General features: G+C 43.9%; 15 protein-coding genes. 5 read left to right on the plus strand and 10 right to left on the minus strand.

Features of this window, described 5'->3' with window-relative positions; all coding sequences use genetic code 11:
• Positions 1-513 precede the first annotated feature (513 nt).
• The 5 genes from B5X68_RS27650 to B5X68_RS27670 all read left to right on the plus strand — a co-directional run bounded on the left by B5X68_RS27650 (position 514) and on the right by B5X68_RS27670 (position 6,724).
• Positions 514-699, plus strand: a complete 186-nt coding sequence (locus B5X68_RS27650; RefSeq protein WP_229208596.1) for an SHOCT domain-containing protein — start codon at positions 514-516, stop codon at positions 697-699.
• Positions 700-1,112: 413 nt separating this feature from the next.
• Complete coding sequence (locus B5X68_RS27655; protein WP_082218017.1) at positions 1,113-2,495, plus strand: NAD-dependent succinate-semialdehyde dehydrogenase; 1,383 nt, start codon at positions 1,113-1,115, stop codon at positions 2,493-2,495.
• 371 nt (positions 2,496-2,866) lie between these two features.
• Positions 2,867-3,448: a hypothetical protein gene (locus B5X68_RS27660; RefSeq protein ID WP_131962168.1), complete on the plus strand. Its 582-nt coding sequence runs from the start codon at positions 2,867-2,869 to the stop codon at positions 3,446-3,448.
• Between the two features lie 39 nt (positions 3,449-3,487).
• A complete protein-coding gene (locus B5X68_RS27665; protein ID WP_082218019.1) occupies positions 3,488-3,799 on the plus strand; it encodes a hypothetical protein in 312 nt (103 codons plus the stop codon).
• A gap of 603 nt (positions 3,800-4,402) precedes the next feature.
• Positions 4,403-6,724, plus strand: coding sequence for a multicopper oxidase domain-containing protein (locus B5X68_RS27670; RefSeq protein WP_082218020.1), 2,322 nt, complete (start codon positions 4,403-4,405; stop codon positions 6,722-6,724).
• A gap of 129 nt (positions 6,725-6,853) precedes the next feature.
• On the opposite strand, the gene B5X68_RS27675 is transcribed toward B5X68_RS27670, so the two are convergent.
• From B5X68_RS27675 to B5X68_RS29120, 10 genes are all read right to left on the minus strand, one after another.
• Positions 6,854-7,774 carry an IS982 family transposase gene (locus B5X68_RS27675; RefSeq protein WP_138283468.1) on the minus strand — a complete coding sequence of 307 codons (921 nt, stop codon included), beginning with the start codon at positions 7,772-7,774 and terminating at the stop codon, positions 6,854-6,856.
• 302 nt (positions 7,775-8,076) lie between these two features.
• Complete coding sequence (locus B5X68_RS27680) at positions 8,077-9,303, minus strand: hypothetical protein (RefSeq protein ID WP_082218021.1); 1,227 nt, start codon at positions 9,301-9,303, stop codon at positions 8,077-8,079.
• The gene (locus B5X68_RS27685) at positions 9,300-9,743 is read right to left on the minus strand and encodes a QcrA and Rieske domain-containing protein (protein ID WP_082218022.1); all 444 of its coding nucleotides are present in this window, start codon (positions 9,741-9,743) and stop codon (positions 9,300-9,302) included. The genes B5X68_RS27680 and B5X68_RS27685 overlap by 4 nt, the downstream gene beginning before the upstream one ends.
• Positions 9,744-10,940 (minus strand): di-heme oxidoredictase family protein, encoded by a 1,197-nt coding sequence (locus tag B5X68_RS27690; RefSeq protein WP_082218023.1) that lies wholly within the window; start codon positions 10,938-10,940, stop codon positions 9,744-9,746.
• A gap of 134 nt (positions 10,941-11,074) precedes the next feature.
• Positions 11,075-13,096, minus strand: a complete 2,022-nt coding sequence (locus B5X68_RS27695) for a heavy metal translocating P-type ATPase (protein WP_082218024.1) — start codon at positions 13,094-13,096, stop codon at positions 11,075-11,077.
• A 13-nt stretch (positions 13,097-13,109) separates the two neighbouring features.
• Complete coding sequence (locus tag B5X68_RS27700; protein ID WP_082218025.1) at positions 13,110-13,730, minus strand: hypothetical protein; 621 nt, start codon at positions 13,728-13,730, stop codon at positions 13,110-13,112.
• Positions 13,731-13,732: 2 nt separating this feature from the next.
• Positions 13,733-14,947, minus strand: coding sequence for an efflux RND transporter periplasmic adaptor subunit (locus tag B5X68_RS27705; protein WP_082218031.1), 1,215 nt, complete (start codon positions 14,945-14,947; stop codon positions 13,733-13,735).
• A gap of 39 nt (positions 14,948-14,986) precedes the next feature.
• Entirely contained in the window at positions 14,987-19,375 is a 4,389-nt protein-coding gene (locus B5X68_RS27710; RefSeq protein WP_082218026.1) for a CusA/CzcA family heavy metal efflux RND transporter, read from the minus strand.
• Positions 19,376-19,462: 87 nt separating this feature from the next.
• A complete protein-coding gene (locus B5X68_RS27715) occupies positions 19,463-19,783 on the minus strand; it encodes a DUF6660 family protein (protein ID WP_082218027.1) in 321 nt (106 codons plus the stop codon).
• Between the two features lie 561 nt (positions 19,784-20,344).
• Positions 20,345-20,595 (minus strand): transposase (locus tag B5X68_RS29120; RefSeq protein WP_212568046.1); only part of this gene is annotated, 251 nt, incomplete at its 5' end.

Here is a 20,595-nt window from a genome sequence, read left to right on the forward strand (position 1 = left end):
TGCTTTTTAGCATCAAATAAGCAAGCTTTATCAATGGCACTGTTCTGGTGGTAGATGGAGGAAGGGTGCAGGTATATAATCAATAGCAAAGGTCTGTTTAATAACAACCTTAGTTTACAATGAACAAAGCACTTTCGCTGTAACCGTGACTTGTATCCGTTCTCTCATTTTTATATCAGTAAATTATGCAACTTAAACCCAAAGGTATGTAAGATTATTCGTATCAATAAGAGGAACTTTGCTATGAAGGGAAAACCACTTATGAGGATTGATTAAATACATAGGTATGGATACCGGGTTGTAAAAAAATAAAATTGAGGATTGTCATTTCCAAACATGACCACTATCATAAAGCGCTGAAAGAAGAGGTTCTACTTTTAATCAAATTTAAATAGCTTGTTTTGAAGTGGTTACAATAACTGCTTCCATCTATTCCGTTTAAAGACTTCTCATAGTTAATCTTCTAATTTTAAAAACAAAAAAATGTATAACAGCGGTTATCAGTTCGTGGGAATGCACTTTATATGGTGGTTCATTTGGCTAGGATTAATTTTCTGGATTTTTGCTACGCCTTACAATATTCCAGGTCAGCGAAAAAAGAAAGATACTCCTCTTGACATTTTGCAGAAGCGTTTCGCTTCAGGACAAATAACAAAGGAAGAATACCAGGAGCATAAAAAAATTTTGCGGGTAGTTTAACCATATTAAATAACTGCAACAAATCTATCTGTTAAAGATAAATGATTTTCTTTTAAACCGGTAACCATCAGGTTTAGCTGTGGAAATGTATGAAGAAGCTACTGCCTTTCATTGCTGCCTTTTCTTTAAGTTCATGTGTAATATTTGCCCAAGAACACAGAATGGAGAAAATAGGCAAAAGGATTTGGTCTAAAATGATTTAAATGATAAACAGTTGTGAGCATATCCCTAATTGTGCTGACCGTTTCGGCATTTGTCTTCTTTACCGGCCTTTCTGTTATGGCAAAGCATAACTAGCCCCTAGTTTTTGCACAGTCTCACGGTGTTAAAAAATTGTTCTTCTGTGCGATTCAAAAAATGAATACGAGAAGGCAAAGAACTTGAAATATTAATCAAACTAAAAAGAAATAAACATGTCTATTCAAACAATTAATCCCACAACAAACCTTGCGCTCAAGACTTTTGAAGAAATGACAGAGGAGGCAGTGGATGCTGCTGTAGCACAAGCCTTAACAGCATTTGGCGACTGGAAAAGAACCACTTACGAGCAACGTGCCCGTTTATTGCACAAGGTAGCTGACTTGATGCGCGAAAAAAAAGAAGCATTGGCAACAACAATCACTTTGGAGATGGGCAAACTCATCTCCCAGGCGGAAGCTGAAATAGTTTTAAGTGCTGATATTTTTGATTACTACGCCGACAATGGTGCCGTCTTTCTCGCCGATAAAAATCTTAGCCCCGAACATGGAAAAGCGTTTATCCGCCACAGCCCAGTAGGTGTGCTGTTAGGTGTAGAACCGTGGAACTTTCCATATTACCAGGTGGCCCGTTTTGCCGCGCCTAACATAATGATAGGCAATACAGTGCTGGTAAAACATGCGTCCATCGTGCCTCAATGCGCCATCACCATAGAAGAATTGTTCAAAGAAGCGGGTGCCGCACCGGGCATTTATACCAACCTTTTGATATCAGGCAGCCGCGCTTCGGTATTAGTGCGCGATAAAAGAATTAAAGGGGTTTCCCTTACTGGCAGCGAGGAAGCGGGGGCAAGCGTAGCATCTGAAGCCGGCAAAAATTTAAAAAAATCTGTTCTTGAATTGGGGGGAAGCGACGCCTTTATCATATTGGAAGATGCCGATATTGAAAAGACAGTTGAATGGGCAGTTGTGGGTAGAATGAATAATAACGGGCAATGTTGTGTGGCATCTAAACGGTTTATTGCCGTAGAAGCTGTGGCCGACGAGTTCCTGGAACGATTCAAAAACCGGTTGTCTAATATAGTGGTCGGCGACCCAATGGACAAGACTACTGAATTAGGACCCCTGAGTAGTGAAGGCGCAGCAGTACAGTTAGCCGACCAGGTCAAGCGGGCTGTAGATGCAGGAGCAAAAGTATTGATAGGTGGCAAGCGTGTTGACCGCCCTGGCGCTTTTATGCAACCTACTATTCTCACCGATATTAAACCAGGCAATCCTGCATATCTGGAAGAGTTGTTTGGACCGGTTGCCTCTTTTTACCGCGTCAAAAATGAGCAGGCTGCTATTGACCTTGCTAATGACTCACCATTTGGTTTAGGCGGTTCTGTTTTCACGCAAGACATTGAACGAGGCCAGCGGGTGGCTGACCAGATTGATACCGGAATGGTTTTCATTAATCACCCTACATGGACACAAGCTGATTTGCCTTTTGGGGGCACCAAGCGTTCAGGTTACGGACGTGAGTTATCAGAGTTAGGTATTGATGAATTTGTAAACAAAAAACTTATTCGCACAAGCGAACTAACCGACCCTTTTTAATAATCTCTAAATAGCGCTGTTATTCATTTCAAAGCTATTTATTTCCTGCTGAATAGAACCATAAAAGTCCACGGGAGTGATATATGGATGCTTGACAGACAAACAAATGTCGGTGCTAAAAAATAAACAAGAAAACGACTTTTGTTCTTTTATTACAATTAGAGCAGAAGCTGATGCGGCTGAAAAAGAATTTTTTAAGTAGGATTTTTATGTACCAGGAAATGTCACTTTAATCATCGTTGCGTCGCACTCTTGTGCATTTTGTATAACAGGCAGCAATGAACATTTACCAGAGCGAACCAAATGACATTCAACGGTACGCAAAATCGCCAATGATGCTTTCCCATGTTGAATTTGAATAATGAAAATGTATGTGTGTTGTAGAAATGCTATCGCGATTAATTAAAATTCGAAAGAATTGGCAATTGTTTCTTTTAGCTGCCATGATAATAAATAACCAACAACTGTCTGCGCAAGCACTAAAAGCGACTAATCCGCCAATGTATTTTCTGAATACAGGAGTGTTTTTTTCACCCTCAATGGAGGATACTTATTTCAGTCCGGCATTGGATGTAGAAACGGGATTTTGGAAAATGAACAACAAGAATTTTTTTAGCTGGGGCGCTTCTGCTGAGGTTTGGCACTTTAGCAGTATAATGTATGGATTAAATAATCCAACCATAAAGAATAATACTGATGCTTTTATTAATCTGAATGGGATGTTTTATTATGATAACAAGATCATCACTCCATATGTGATGCCAACCTTTTCTTTTGTTTCAGATTTTAAAGATGTTGGTATTGCCGCAGGAATTGCCTTGGGGCTAACTCACAAAACAAGCAAAAGGTTAGAAACCTTCATACAAGCGAAATCAATCAGATTTTCTAAACCACTCAATTATCTGAACATGAATTTTATTATGATTGGACTATCTTTAAAATTATCAGAATGAATTATACGGCGAACACCAGGGCATTGTTTAAAGAGAGTAATGAATATTAATTTTTTCTATAACAAATTCTGGAACCACGGTCCGGCGAGAAATTTTTGGAAGTTGGACCGGGTCCCGGCATTCAGGCGCTGCCCTGTAGCGGAGGCTTTGCTACCGGGAGGTACACTCGATGTTCTGGATATACAGCGGAAGATGCTGATGCACTTGACCACCTGGCAACAAAAAGGCACGTTATCAACATACGGGCAAAGTTTGGAGATGCGCAAAATACCGCTTTATCAGGATGCCGTATTTAATGCTGTGTACATGATAGGAACCCTCGGGGAAATTCCGGATCAGCCCGTGCGCTGATGGGTTTCTCCGGCTACTAAAACCGGACGGGCGACTTTATAACAAGCGAAGTTATTATTGACACGGATTTTATATCTCTTGCTGCCTCTAAAAAAGAAGGCATGTGAGGCGGGCTTTGCGTATGAGCGGAGTAGCGACCAACCATTTCTTATTTCACAAGATTTAGGCGAAAAGACAGAGGTACTTTAATGCCACGAGACAATATGAAATTCATTTATATGAGCCCGGCCTTATTGCTGCCATGAAGCAGCCATTGCATCGCACTCTTGTACAGAAGGTTCAACCACTCACCATTGCAAAGCATTACTAAGCAAACTGATGTATGAATAGAAACAGGCTTATCAAAGATTTAAGCTATGAGTTAGTTGTGAGCTTACGTGAGGGGATTGCTTCATAAGTTTTTGAAACAAGTTCGTTTGAAAATGATGAGAAAAGCGGTGCAAGTACAAGTGAGTGACACAACGATGTTTAATTGAAAAACAAATGACTGACCCAGAAGTTCAGGTAAACAAAATAGGTTCAACTTTGCAAAAATTTATCAGGCTTGAAGGGTAAATGAAGTAGCAATAAGGCAACTGGTAACAACAACATAAAGGTTACACAATGAAAAAGATACTTTTAATAGCCGCAGTAATGACAATCTATTCTGCTACATTTTCGCAGGATATGAAAGGTATGGACATGCCAAAACCTCAGGAAAAAGGAAGTGATAACATGGATGGTATGAACATGCCAAAAACAGCAACATTAAAAGTTCCCGGTAAAGCCGTAGCCTACTATCTTGATGTTACCGATACGCTTGTAACTTTTGCAAAAGGAAAATTAAAACCCGCCATTGCCATTAACGGCACCATACCTGCACCTACGTTATATTTTACTAAAGGCGATACGGCTATTATTCATGTTCGAAATTTGATGAAAGAGGAAACATCTATTCACTGGCATGGCTTGCTTTTGCCCAACGAGGCAGACGGCGTTCCTTATCTGACTACTCCACCGATTGAGCCAGGCAGTACCTATACATTTTCGTTTCCTGTTATTCAAAACGGCACGTACTGGTATCATTCGCACACTGCGCTTCAGGAGCAGGTAGGTCTTTATGGAGGTATCGTTATCTATCCCGCAGACAAGATGGCTCAAAAAGAAAAAGTGATTTTGTTCTCTGACTGGACTAACGAAGACATGTCAACCGTTGTGCGTTCGCTGAAGGCGGGTTACGAATGGTATGGCATTAAAAGAAACTCCGTGCAAAGCTGGGGTGAAGCATTGGTAAAAGGATACTTAGGCGATAAGGCAAAACAAGAATGGGGACGCATGCCGCCGATGGATGTATCCGATGTGTATTACAACGCCTTTCTTGCCAACGGACGGCAATCAAGCGAGTACCCGGAATTTAAACCGGGCGAAACAATTTTACTAAGGCTTATCAATGGCGCTGCCGGTTCTTATTTTAACATACAATTTGCTGGTGGCCCAATGACAGTCGTTGCTGCGGATGGTATTGATGTAAGGCCAGTAAAAATTGATAAGATTGATTTTCCTATTGCTGAAACGTATGATGTGCTCATTACCATTCCTGCGGAAGGCGCTTATGAATTAAGGGCTACGGCTGCTGATATTTCAGGCTATAGTTCGGTTTATTTTGGAAGTGGTAAAAAGGTGGCTGCACCCAACATTCCTGCGCTGGATTATTTTGCTATGTTAAGGGAAAGAAACAAAATGGATATGGCTGGTTCTGGTAAAAAAGGAACCTCCATGGAAGGCATGGACATGGGCAATGAAGATAAAAAAAGTAGCTCAGTGCCCGGCATGGATATGAGGAAGAAAGAGGACGAGGTAACGAAAATGGATGGTATGGATATGGGCTCAAAAAAAGAAGCTACTGCTGCAACGGAAAAATCAGACATGGCTGGCATGAAGATGGACAACGGTAAAAGTGCTGGCACGCTTACTTACGATATGCTGCGCTCCATACAGCCAACTGCATTTGATGAAAATCTATCAGTACGTACGGTTCCCTTAACGCTTACCGGCAACATGATACGCTACATCTGGTCGTTTGATGATAAGCCTCTTTCTAAATCCGATAACATCATGATAAAAAAGGGTGAGGTAGTGAGGTTCAAAATGTTTAACAACACGATGATGCGGCATCCAATGCACCTGCACGGGCACTTCTTCCGTTTAATAAATGCACAGGGCGATTACTCACCACTCAAGCACACGTTCGATATACAACCGATGGAAACAGTCACCATCGAGTTTTTAGCCAATGAAGAAAAAGACTGGTTCTTTCATTGTCATATTTTATATCATTTGGTTGCCGGCATGGCTCGCATTGTAAGCTACGAAGGCTCGGAGCAAAATGAGTTTGCAAAAACCGGTTACAAAGAGCTGAAAAAAGAAGACAATGCAATTTACAAGTGGGGCGATTTAAATGTGCTGTCCAATGGGGCCTTTCTCGAAAGCTTTGTATCCAATAATAAAACCCAGTTTCGTTTTGAAGGGCGGGTAAACTGGAAGGGTAATTTCGAAACGGAAGCCCACTTGTTGCGATTTATTGACAAACAGGATTATTTCGCCGCTTTTATAGGCTATGATTATCGTAGGAATAAAGAAGTGATCACAGATCCAAAAGACAAATTGAATACAAAAGACAACCGTAGGCAATTTGAAGTCGGCTTAATATATCTCTTGCCCTTTTTTGTTGAAGCCGAAGTCCGGGCAGATCCGACGGGCCGCTTCCGGGCACAGTTGCAACGAAGGGATATGCCCATTACTACAAGAATATTTTTTGATGGTAAGATAAATACTGACAAAGAATATTTAATGGGGCTCCGGTATTTTTTCAGCCGCACATTTTCAATCAGTGCTTTGTATGATAGTGATTACGGAATTGGTGCGGGTATAAGCATTCGTTATTAATCAAGAAATAATGAAAATAGTACGTAATCTCCGCGTTAATGTTGGCAGCTATTTTTTTCAGGCTAAGACATTACTTTGTGCTGCATTGGAAATGATAATAATTAATGTTGGTGAACCCGTTGGGTGAAACTAAGTAATCTGAATTTTAATATTGTTGATGTTCCTTTTGAACAAGTATTTGTTGATATATTGAATCGAAGTCAAGGCCGTGATTTTGGCCAGAACTCTGGTCTTAAATCCTTCAAAACTCTTGGCATAATTTCTTCTGATCATAAACTGATCACAGAGTTGTGAAAAGAGGGTCTCAATTCTTTTTCTAGTTTTACGAAAAACAAAAGGCTGCTTTTTGTAGTTTTTCTGATTAGTTCTCATTGGAGTCTTCAAACGAATATTAACTGATTGAAAAAGGTCCAATTGTTGCTGGCTTGAAATATACCCCTTATCTCCAAGTAGCACCATATCAGATAGTTGAGATTTGACATCTTTCAGGTAAGCGATGTCATGAACGTTTGCCTTTGTTATGTCAATTGCACTAAAAACACCCGTCACTGTGCAGATACCGTGTAATTTATATCCGTAAAACCAAGAGTTTTGGGATGCGCAATAACCTTTTTCTGGTGCTGTTTCGAACGTTTCCTTACAAATTTTAGCCCTTTTGCTTCTAGCCATTTTACAAATTTCAAGCGGCATTGAATCGACAACAAAGTAGTCTTCAAATTCTACAAAACTGCGACTTAGATTGCTCCTGATCCGTTCAGTCAGGCCAAATAATTTACGTCTACGTTTATTAAATTGACTTCTTTCGAGAATGTTTTCGATGGAACCTTCTGGAATCATTTGGAACAATAGATTTTCACTGTCGAGTGACATATACTCAGCCGTAAGACTCAATGCAATAACTTGAAACTCAGTCATCTTAGGTCTTCTTCCCACTTTTTTTGTATCCAGTGAAATGTTTAAGGACTCAATAGTTTTAAGAATTCTATTTTTACTATTTTGACATGCATATTGGGGTTTGTTTGGTGACTTTAATCTACTGAATTTCAGCATATTAACCCAATATGCACTTTTCTTTTTCTTACTATTTTATTTCACCCAACGGGTTTGGTGATAATACTTTTACTGTCCATTTCATATAGCCAAGTAGGGCATTAAGGCTTTGTCCTAGATGCTCCGCATATAAATTGAAAATATCTCACCAATAATCCTAAGCAAGAGAGCCTTGTTGTTGCTCCAAATTAATAATATTATTGCTTAAAAGTCCTTATCCTGGTGGCATTTGAACTAATTAATGATTAAGCCCAATCTGAGTAATATACTTGTCGTTAGCTTATACAAGGATGAACATTGTTTCAAAAATAAGTTGAAAAACCAAACTGGAACCCAGCAGTCTGGGAAGCTGGGTTTCTTAATAAATCAGTACGTCTTTCATAACGGTAATTGGCCCGGACTACGGTCTGTGCGGATGGCCTGAAGCTGATCGCTGGCACGAGGGCATACACATGATCAGCTATCCTGAGCCCCAGCTCCTGAAAATTTCCAACGTTGTAGTCTGCATATTCCAGACGCAGCGCAACATTGAGGACACTTTCAGACCAGCCAAGCATTTTGCCTTTTTTTATTGGCTGGACAATATCTAAAAACCCACCTTGCTGGCGGCTGCCAAATTGCTGGATGTACGTATCGGGGACATCTACATAAGCCCAAACCCATTCTCCATTCAGGTAAGTGTCTTTTAGAATAGTCGAATTGATATCCAGGGCAATAAAGTTAAGGGGCCTTTTTTTATCAAGGACAAGACCATCATCCCTAAACTTGTTATACACACCTCCCATCCAGGATACTCCTATCTCAGCGATTTTTCTGTGTTTAATCGCCATTTTTAAAGTTTTCAAAGGCACACCATTAAAGCTTTCCTCAAAGCGTTCCCTATTGGCTTTGCTGGCAGGGAACCATGTCCGGTTCTGATTGTTATTAATGATTTTGTCGTCAAAACCATTTGAAAGGTAGGCTTCATAAGCCCACACCCAATTCTTTTTGGAGTACTTGCCAAACAGCCCAAAGCCTACATTACTCCAAGTACTAGGAATAATGGTTGTCGATGAAATTGGCCTGCTTACAAATTCCCATTTCGGACCATCATGGTTTTGATTAAAAGAGCCGATCGGGTTCATGATCACGCCGCCCCGCAGGTTAAACAGCGGATTGAATTCCAGGTCGAGCGCAGCAAATTCGATATTGATTTCCCGGCCACCTTCTTCAAACTCTATTTCTGTCATAAACTTGATCCGCTGCCGGATACTCGCCGACATGAACATAGTTAGCCGTGGTAATTGAAAAGAGAGGCCTTCACTGATCCCATCTGTACTAAAATAGCTGCTATTGGCTTCCAGGTACCCGCCCAGGGAAACAGGGAGCTTTCCCATCTGCAAAAAAGGCCGGTTATAGACGGCGTCCATATTGAGCTTCAATTTGCTGGAATCCTGCTTGACTCGGGTAAAGAAAAAGCTCGTATCGGTTTGTCCGTAAAGGGCCGGGCCAAAGATGGTCAGCATGAAGAGTAGTAATAGTTTCTTCATGCGAGTTCAATGAAGATGGTAGTCTGATCACTGCGCACATTGAACCTGCGCAAATCCTCTTTTGCCGGGCCTTTGGTTACTTTTCCCGAGCGGTCGTATTCACTTCCATGTGCAGAGCATGACAAAGAGTCGCCATGGACACTGACCTCATTGCCCTGATGGCTGCATTTAAGCCAAACCGCCGTGTATTTGTTATTACCATCGTCATATACAGCCACAGGAAATTTAAGGTTGTCAACATTGACAACCACAACCTGGCGGGCTATTTTCTCCCCTGACTTTTTGGTCTCAAAAAAAGAGTCCTTTGGAAAAGAAATGGTCTTATCTGAAACGGCACCCTGAACCGAATAAACGCTGGCGCATCCTGATAGTGAAAGGGTAGCTGATGATAGTCCAAGGCACGAAATACCACACGCTTTGATGAATTGCTTTCTGTCCATTTATAGAGATTTTAAAAACTTTATGAGATCTGCCTGCTCGCTTTGAGCCAATTGTTTGAAACGGTTTTTACTGCCAGTAGCTTCGCCTCCGTGCATTTCTATGGCCTGCTCAATACTTCTTGCCCGGCCATCATGCATCAGAAAATACTGTCCGCCCTGAGAATTAGGCGATAAACCAAGGCCCCAAAGTGGTGGTGTTCTCCATTCGGAAGTTTTTGCGCTGCCTTCGGTGTAACCGTCATCAAGTCCGCCGCCCATCTCATGAAGCAGCAGGTCGGTATAAGCATGAAAGGTTTTGTTTGAAAGGGCGAAAATCTGGGAAGGACCCGTTTTTAAGGTCTGCTTATGGCAGCTCTCGCAACCCAGTTCTATAAACGTTTGCTTCCCTTGCTTGACCTGCGGATCATTTTGGTCCCTTTGGATAGGTGCCTTCAAGGTTTGCAGATAAAAAACTACATTGTTAATGGTAAGGGTTGAAATTTCCGGATCGATTTCAAGACCCGAATAAACATCAAAAGGGGCAAAAGAGGAACTGATACCAATGTCCTGGCTGTAAGCATTCACGGTTTGGTGCAGTAAACTGTATGCAGCAGCTTTCTTACCAAATCGATGTATATACCTGCCATTTTTGGGGACTGCATTTGGCAATGGGTTCAAAAAAGATGGCAGGTCGCCGTAATTTGGCACCCCTGATATTCCATCCTTATCCGCATCAGATGGATCAGCCATTGCCAGGATATCCGCATCGGTAACCATCTCGATAAAGCCAAGCCCTGTATTGGCAGGGGGCGTAAAGCGGGAAAATGTTGCCCCTGCCGGAATACTTTCTGGTGTATATCCTGGGATAGCCCGGTTCTGCAACTGCGGCCCACCCAGGTGCAGGAATTTATTGCCTGTATCATCGCTTTGTCCGAACCTGGTCAGGGTTGTAAACAAAGTGCCTTTGCCATCACCTGCATGGCAGCTTCCGCAGCTGGTGGCAACAAAGACAGAACCAAGGCCTGTTTCGCTAGTGAAAATTTCGTCATTAAAGGCCACGTCACCTGCTAAAAACCGAGTCTTTTCCGCAGATGTAAGCCCTTCAATGGGACCATCCAGAATTTGATCGTCTGCCGGAACCCTGGGCGTAATACGCTCACAGGATATAATTAAAATGGCTTCAAGAAGGATTGTAAAAATAAGTAACCGGCTATTCATTTAGATTATTCTTAACAATATTTTAGATAAGCCTAAAATTTATATAAAGGTAGTTTAAATTTTTACAAAGCAAATATTGGGCATAAAAAAAACCTTCGGATGTAGCCGAAGGTTTTCTATTGCATCTGAGCAGGTTAGATCTTTTTACCTTGAATGCGGAAGGCGTTCAGGATCGCCAGCAGCGCTACCCCTACGTCAGCAAAGACAGCTTCCCATAATGTAGCAATGCCTTCTGCACCCAAAAGAAGTACAACTGCTTTCACAGACATGGCAAGGATAATATTTTGCCAGACGATTGAGCGGGTAATTTTTCCTGCCCTGATTGCCGAAACGATCCTGGACGGCTGGTCATTTTGGATGACTACATCGGCAGTTTCTATCGTGGCATCCGAACCCAGTCCGCCCATGGCAATGCCTGCATCAGCGAGTGCGACAACCGGCGCGTCATTGACACCATCCCCGACAAAGGCCAGATGTCTGCCGGCATCTTTAAAGCCCTGCACTTTTTCAACCTTCCCTTCTGGCAACAGGTCCCCATACGCTTCATCAATCCCTAGCTCTTTTGCCACTTTCTGGGCAACTACTGATTTGTCCCCCGAGAGCATCACGGTCTTGATTCCCAGGGCATGCATATCTTTGATAGCCTGGGGGGCATCCTCTTTTATCTCGTCGGCAATCGTGATGTAACCGGCATACTTGCCATCGACGGCGACAACAACAATGGTTTCCTGGATATCCTTGATATCACCCGGATAGGAAATTGAAAATTTATCCAGAAGTTTTAAATTACCGGCAAGCAGCGCTTTGCCTGCCACTTTCCCCTTCAAGCCATGCCCTGATATTTCTTCTACTTCGGTGGGATCTTCCGATTTTTTGTCCTGCTGGTATTCAATCACTGCCCTTGCCACCGGGTGTGTGGAAGCGCTTTCCAGCGATGCCGTCAGGTAAAGGAATTCTTCTTTTTCCATATCAGTGACAACCTGCTGTACTTTAAATACCCCCTTGGTAAGTGTGCCCGTCTTGTCCATGACAATGGTATCGACCTTGGTCATCACATCCAGGAAGTTAGAACCTTTAAAAAGGATACCGTTACGGGAAGCCAGACCAATACCTCCAAAGTAACCCAGGGGAATAGATATGGTCAGTGCACAAGGGCAGGAAATAACAAGGAAAACCATCCCACGGTAAAGCCATTGATTAAACACATAATCGTCTACAAAAAAGTATGGCAGCACTGTAATGGCCAGGGCCAAAAAGAAGACAATCGGTGTATATATTTTGGCAAACTTGCTGATAAACAGCTGGGTCGGGGCTTTTCTGGCCGTCGCATCCTGCACCATTTCCAAAATCCTGGAAAGCTTTGAATCTTTGAAAGCCGTTGTCACTTTCAGCTCGATAGGCCTATCCAGGTTGATCATACCGGCCAGGACTACACTGCCTTTTTCTTTGGTATCCGGCTTGGACTCACCTGTTAATGCAGCTGTGTTAAAACTGGCCGAATCGGTCAGCAGCTCACTGTCCAGGGCGACTTTCTCCCCTGGCTTAACCATGATAATATCACCAATTGCCGCATCGGAGGGGTTAATGACCTTATTGCCTTCACTTCTCTTAACGGTCACTTTGTCGGGGCGCACGTCCAACAGCGCTTTAATAGAGCGTTTAGACCGGTTGACTGCCAAATCCTGAAAGAGCTCGCCCAGCTCGTAAAAAATCATGACAGCAACCCCTTCGGCAAATTCACCGATATAAAATGCGCCCAGTGTTGCCGTTGTCATGAGCGTGAACTCATTAAAAAAATCGGCTCTTTTGACGCGTCTGAATGCAATTTGCAGTGTCTTGTGGCCAGCCAGGATATAGGCAATGACCATCAATCCAATCTCGACGGGCTTAGCAACAGGGACTTTAAAGCCTTTGCTTAGAAGAATAAAGCCTAGCAGGATCAAAAGGCTAAGCCATAATGCCCACCTGCTTTTGATCAGGCTTTCGCTTCCTGCTTGCCCGCCATGATCATGCCCGTCCCCTTCACTATGACCTGTATCATCATCATCATGCTCTTCTCCTTCGGCATGGTCATGGCCTTCGTGCTGCTGTTTGGTAGCCAGTGCGCCGACAACTGGGCCCTGCTTTTCAGGCTCTTTATTTTGGTTTTCTTCCATGATATTGCTGCTTTTAAATTTCTACAATAAAGTTTAATATGGCCAGGGCAATAAGTGTAAGCCCGGTAATGAGCTGCTCATAGTGTTCCAGCCAATGAATGTTTATGCTTTTAATCCCTTTCCTTCCCAGGCTTACCATCAGCATCATCCCTGAAAGGGTCAACACATTGTAAATAAGAACAATTGTCAAAACCGCATACCACCCAATTGCTCCGGCGTTCAAAAAATAGGCGTTGATCTCAAAGCAAGGTGAGAGAAACATCATCAGCATCAGCGACAACAGTATCCTTCGGTGGCTGCCGTATTTCAACAATTTTTCATCGATATGGCTATGTGCCTGATGGCGATAATGTTGCATGACAAACCACAGTCCCAGGAGCAGCAAAAACAAGGGTACAATCTTACTGGCAATAACACTTTGGTTCTCTGAGAGCTGAAAGCCAGCAAAGCTGACCATCAACCCAAAGATGGTTGTACTTAATGTATGCGCCGCCCCTGCCAAAAATGTAGTATTCAGGACCTGCCTTTTGCTCCACCCCATAGAGTTTCCGATCGTAACAAAAGGAAGCCAATGGCTGGGGATCAGTGCATGGATCAGGCTAAGTGCAATACTGCCAAGGATAATCTGGTTCATAGTTAGTGGCCTTCTTCTTCCTCTGAATTTTTAAGTTTCGATAAAAGGGCATATGCCCCTTTGAGAACAATCTTCGGGGCTTGGTCGTCAAATTCCTGCGGGAATTTTATTTGTGTGTACCCGTTTTCTGATACCCCTTTGCTTACCTGTACCATCTCAAAAGTCAGTCCCTCTGACTCTGCACCCTTTGAGGTACTGTCTGTGTGGGCACCTTCGGCACGCTGCACGAAAATGTATGATTCCCCTTCAAAATCAACGATAGCCTGGCTTGGAAGCGCAGTCACAGGGTTTGCACCGGTTTCGATCACTGCTTTTACAAAATTTTGTGGCAACAGGCCCTTATCATCTTTCTCCAGGTGACAATGCACGCGCACTGTGCGGTCTTCATTGATCTTCTGGTTGATCAGGTATACCTTGGCCAGGTACTCCTTGCCCGGGTTGTTGCTGACTGTAAAGCGCACCAGTTGGCCTAGTTTAATTTTGGGGATATCCTGCTCAAATATCGAAAGCTCGACATGCAAGTGGTCTGTGTCCACAATTTCAAACATCACATCGGTCGGGTTCACGTATTTTCCAAGGTTCACATTCACAGTCGTGACCGATCCGCTGATGGGTGAACGTATCACGGCGCTGTTGACAATGGTTCCCTTTTGTAAGACATTTAGGTTTATGCCAGCCGTAATAAGCCTTTCTTTTAAACCTGCCAACCGAGCTTTCTGTGTCTTTACCTCGGAGGTTGCTTGTTGCAATACTTTTTGGGCATTGATATTTTCCTTGCTCAACTCCAACTGACGGCTGTACTCCTGCTGGGCGTATTCCAGCTTACTTTCCGTTTCCAGGTAGTCTTGCTGGATCTGGATAAAATCAGGGTTTTCGATGGTTGCCAGTACCTGTCCTTTCTTAACCTGCATGCCCTGCAAAAGCTCGGTTTTTCTGACAAAGCCACCCAGCGGGGCTGAAATGCTCACCAGGTTTTGCGGCGGGATATCAATTACTCCGTTGGCAGTCACAACAGCACTCAGATTACGGGTACTGGCCGTGCCCAATTTGATAGCTGCCGTTTCATATTGCGCTTTGGTCAGCTCAACGACATTACTTTCTTCTCCTTCATGATGCTCTTCGTCTTGATGGGCTGGCTCCTGCTGCTTTTCTTCTTGCTTTTTACCGCAGGCCAAAATGCCTGTTAGAAGAAAGAAGACCACTAATATATTTTTCATTGTATACATCATTAGTAATGATTGATTGTTTTAAACCGGTCATTGCTGTCCGGAGACCAGAAATTCAATTTCGATGACCGATTGGTTATAACTGTCAAGCAGCTCCATATAAGTAGACCTGATATTTAAAGCTCTGGTCAGTGCCTGCGAAAACTCGACATAGCCAATCTCGCCCGCTTCATATGCCTTTGTGGCATTGCCTGCGATCACATTTGCTAAAACCAATGTTTTTTGTTCATATAAAACCAGGCTCTGATTTGCGCTCTGATAAGACTGGATAGCCTGCTGCAAATTGTTGCCTAACTGCAAGCGTGCAAGATCCACCTGGTTCTGCGCTAGTTTTTCATTAAGCTCGGATGCTTTAACGCGCGCCCTGGCTGCACCGCTGAATACAGGAATAGAAACACCTAGTTGAAAGCCCTGGAAACGCTTCCCTGCGCCATAAAAAACTTCTGTACCATTGATGTTTTGCCCGCCAATTAAAGACTGGTTAAAATATCCAATGCTAAAATCAGGCAACAGGCTGGTGCGTGAAACGGCAGTAGCCTGTTTCTCAATGGCGATTTGCTGGCTTAGGTACTGTAAATAGGGATTTGAATTAATCCCCGCAGTATCAAGTATCTGTCCAAGGTCACGTCTTACCAATGTGTCAGTCTGGGCTTCGACTGGCTGTGCGCTGTTAAGCAGCATTTGCAGCTGCTTTTGCAGGACTAGCAAACTGCCCCGGTTTTGAATAAGGCGGGCCTGGATTTCACCCTGCTCACTTTCGGCCACTGAATATTCGAGCTGACTTGTTTCGCCAGTTTTAAAGCGCAGGGCTGCTGCTTTTACAAACCGGTCCGCCCGCAAGCCTTCCCCTTGTAGCAACTGCTGCTGTTGTTTTAAGAGTACCTGCTGATAATAATTGCTTTTAATTTGCCGGATCAGCTCCGCCTGGGTTACTTCAAGCCTTGCTTGTGCGCCGTTAATTTGGGCAGACAACAACGCTTTCCTTTTGCTGGCCACCTTTGGGTGGGGCAATGTCTGCGAGATATTGAACTGGTTATCAAACCTGTTACTGTTATACTGCCCGCCCATCCAGGAGATATCCGTTTTTGCGATATCAGCAGAACTCCCAAGTAGCGCACGCTGATAATCGATCTGGTAAATTCCTGCTTTCACTTCCAGGTTTTTACTGGCCGCTTCACTAATTGCTGTTTCAAGAGAAATTTTGCGGCTTACATGCGTGGAATCTTGTGCCTGGACACCTGGAACAGAAAAGCTGCATACAGCAAAAACAAGCAGAAGTGCCCCGGCCTGTTTAGTGGCAGCACCACCAAAACGCTTTTCAACAATCAGGTAAAGCACCGGCAGTACCAATAGGGTTAAAAGCGTCGCAGAAACAAGCCCTCCGATGACCACAGTTGCAAGCGGGCGCTGGACTTCAGCGCCTGAGCTATTGGACAAAGCCATGGGCAAAAACCCGAGTGATGCCACAAGGGCTGTCATCAGTACTGGTCGCAAACGGGTTTCGGTTCCCTGAAATATGACCTTTTTCAAATCACTCATCCCTTCTTTTCTAAGCGAATTGAATTCGGCAATGAGCACGATACCATTTAATACGGCCACACCAAAAAGTGCGATAAAGCCGATGCCCGCCGATATACTGAAAGGCATTCCACGAAGTGAAAGGGCAAAGATGCCCCCGATTGCAGACAGCGGGATAGCCGTAAGGATCAAAAGGCTTTGGCGCAGTGAGTTAAATGTAAAATAGAGCAGCACAAAAATCAGCAGCAATGCAATTGGCACAGCAACACTTAAACGGGTGTTGGCCTCTTGCAAGTTTTGGAACTGGCCGCCATAAGTTGTGTAATAGCCCGTAGGAAGCTTTATCTGGCTATCAATTTTGGCTTGTAGCTCTTTTACAATACTTTCTACATCCCTGCCACGTACATTAAAAGCTACCGTTATCCGGCGCTTGGCGTCCTCCCTCTGGATTTGGTTTGCGCCTGTCTTCATCTCGACGGTAGCAATCTGGCTCAGTGGCACCTGCTCTCCATGTGATGTAGTAACAAACAACGCTTGTACGTCTTCCAGGGCCTGACGGTTTTCGCTTTTAAGCCTGACTACCAGATCATACCGCTTTTCGCCCTCATAAACCAGGCCAGCACTGCTACCGGCAAACCCGGTATTAATGGTGCGGTTGGCATCCTGGATGCTGATGCCAAACTGGGACATGCGGTCACGGTCAAAAGTAACGACAATCTGCGGCAGGCCACTTACTTCTTCCACATACAGGTCTTGGGCCCCTTCGACAGATGCCACCAGTTTTCCTATCTTGCCTGCCTGCTGGGCTAATACATCCAGGTCTTCCCCAAAAATCTTGATGGCCACGTCTTGTTTCACCCCTGAGATCAGCTCATTAAACCGCATCTGGATAGGCTGTTGAAAACCAAATGTTACGCCGGGAATGGATTCAGTTAGCAGCTGCTGCATTTTATCAGCAAGTTCTTCCCTGCCTTTCGCCTTTGTCCACATAGATTTTTCCTTTAATATAACCATCACATCACCGGCTTCTACCGGCATTGGGTCGGTCGGGATTTCGGAAGACCCAATTTTTCCAACCACTTCTATGACTTCATCCGGAAAGTTTTTACGGAGTAACCCAGCTGCTTTTTGTACCGCGTCGATAGATTCAGAAAGGGAACTGCCAGTCAATACACGCAGCTCTACGGCAAAATCACCTTCGTCGAGCTGCGGGATAAACTCACCGCCCATATTTAAAAACATCCAAAGGCTGACAGCGAAAAGTGCCAGTGCTGTCAAAACTACAATTAGTCGTCGCCGTAGGGCGAAGCCTAATGCAGGCAAATAAAGCCTGTGAAAAAAGGCTATGATGCGGTCTGAAATATTGGGCTTAAGCTCATTTTGTTTACTTAAAAACAAAGCTGAAACCATCGGCACGTAGGTCAGGGAAAGAATAAATGCGCCCAGGATCGCAAAGCTGACGGTCTGCGCCATTGGCCGGAACATTTTCCCTTCAATGCCCACAAGGGCAAGGATCGGCAGGTACACAATCAGGATAATGATTTCACCAAAGGCCGCTGAATTCCGGATTTTGGAGGCCGATTCATAAACCTCATTATCCATTTCCTGCTGCGAGAGCCGGTGTGTATATTTCTTGCCCATAATATGGTGCAGCGTGGCTTCCACAATGATAACAGCGCCATCTACGATCAAGCCGAAGTCAATCGCGCCAAGGCTCATCAGGTTGCCCGATACGCCGAACAGGTTCATCATACTGACGGCAAAAAGCATCGCCAGTGGGATCACCGAGGCGACCACGAGCCCGGCGCGCAGGTTGCCCAGCAAAAGTATCAGAACAAAAATGACAATAAGCGCCCCTTCGACCAGGTTTTTAGAAACAGTGCCAATGGCATTATTGACCAGTTTTGTGCGGTCCAAAAACGGCTCGATCACCACACCTTCCGGGAGCGTTTTACTGATCTGCTGGATTCTTTCTTTTACATTGCCGATCACTTTGGCTGCATTTGCGCCTTTCAGCATCAACACCAGCCCGCCAACCACTTCACCTTCATCATTGCGCGTCATTGCACCATAACGGACAGCACTGCCGTACTGGACAGTTGCGATATCACGGATCAGGACAGGCAGGCCGTTTGCAGTCTCTTTGACCTGGATACTTTCAATATCTTTCAGGTTTGCAATCAGCCCCTCGCTTCTGATAAAGTACGCATTGGGCTTTTTGTCGATGTAGGCCCCGCCCGTATTCTGGTTATTTCTTTCAAGGGCCGAAAAAATCTCGCTCATCGAGATTTGGGCACTTCTGAGCTTGAAAGGATCAATTGCGATTTCGTATTGTTTGAGAAATCCACCAAAACTGCTTACATCAGCAATCCCTTCGGTACCCAACAGCTGCCGTCTGACAATCCAGTCCTGGATACTTCTAAGCTCCATAGGCGGATACTTTTTCTCATATCCTTTTTTGGTGTGCAATACATACTGATAAATCTCGCCAAGACCGGTAGTAACTGGTGCTAGCTCGGGTGACCCTGCGCCAGGTGGTATCTGCTCCACCGCACTTTGCAGGCGCTCGGAAACTTGCTGCCGGGCCCAGTAAACGTCAATGTTGTCTTTGAAAACGATCGTCACAACTGAGAGCCCAAACCGCGACATGGAGCGGATTTCTTCCGTGCTCGGGATCGTTGCCATGGCTGTTTCAACCGGGAACGTTACAAGGCGCTCTACTTCCTGCGCGGCCAGCGAAGGACTGCTTGTGATGATCTGCACCTGGTTGTTGGTAATGTCGGGCACAGCATCAATGGGAAGCTGCGTGAGCGAATAGATCCCCCAGACGACAAGGGCCAGGGTAAATATGCCAACAACAAGCTTATTATGAATTGAAAAATGAATGACTTTATCTAACATCTGAACTTAGAATTTGTGTAGAATGAGCCTATAACCGTGACTTAAAAAGCCACAGCAATAAGGCAAACCATAAATGAATGGGTTACACTAAATCCTGGGAGGTTGCCAGATTGATGTCAGACCGCCGCCATCATTACGGTCGGTATAGGTAAAAGCCTTATCACTAAAAAAAGCAGTAGATGCTACTTCTGGCAAAGACATAACGGGATCTTGAAGCGTTATGCCGGCGCAGCATGCACAAATACAAAACGGGGAACAAAGGTCAACAATTCCCTGATCCTGGTGATCGGCATTGGCATTAATGGTGGCCTTAGTGGCCGGATATGAGACACGCAATACTTCATCCTGGCAGGGAATGCAGGAAAGTATCACCGTGTAAAAAGCTAATATGTAAAGAGCTAATCTCATAATACTGCAAAATTAGCTCAATAAAACATGCAACAGGTAGTCAGAAACAAATAAGATCTAAACCATATTTGCAGTCTTGCATGCAAGCACCCAAAGCCATGAAAAGCAAAAAGGTCATTCCGCACATTACAAATCGTACAAAGCCGGTGAAGTCCCCGTACCGTTCATTGATGAAGGCATCAAAGCCCACTAAGCCATCTACCTTGCTAAGGATTCTTTATTTTCTGTTAGGAGCGTTCTTGGTGACAGCGATATTTTTAAAACTTAGCCACTATTTTATGGCGCATTAAAATGCGGCCATGTTTGTAATGATCAGTCAGTCAAAGCCGACCACTGCACCTACCTTCTTTGCCATTCACCAGGCTAAAATTTCTCTGTAGCAGGGAAAAGTACAGTTTAACGTGCTCTGTTTCAAAATGGCAAAACATTAAATCGTTGTTTTACAAGTACTTAATTAACAGTTTTAAGCCATTTTCAAATTACAAAAATACCACCGTGGCCGTTGCGGAACTATCCTGACAAATGAATTTGAGGAATTCTAAAATCTGACTTGTGAGATTCTCAAAATTTCAAGGTAAAAGCAATCGAGGACTTCAAAAATGCGCTGATTAAGTGCGCAACGGTCTCTACTGCTGCACTATTTGTCAATTTCCTTTTAAATGTTTTGAGATACTTTTTAAGATTGAAGCAGGTCGCAGCCATTAGCATTACCTTATGTGCCGAGGCTTTTCCTAGAACATTTATTTTGCTTAATCCGTAATAATGAACCAGGCTTCCAAAGACCGGCTCTACCGTACTTTGCCGGACTTGTT

Source organism: Dyadobacter psychrophilus (assembly GCF_900167945.1).
Classification (GTDB): Bacteria; Bacteroidota; Bacteroidia; order Cytophagales; family Spirosomataceae; genus Dyadobacter; species Dyadobacter psychrophilus.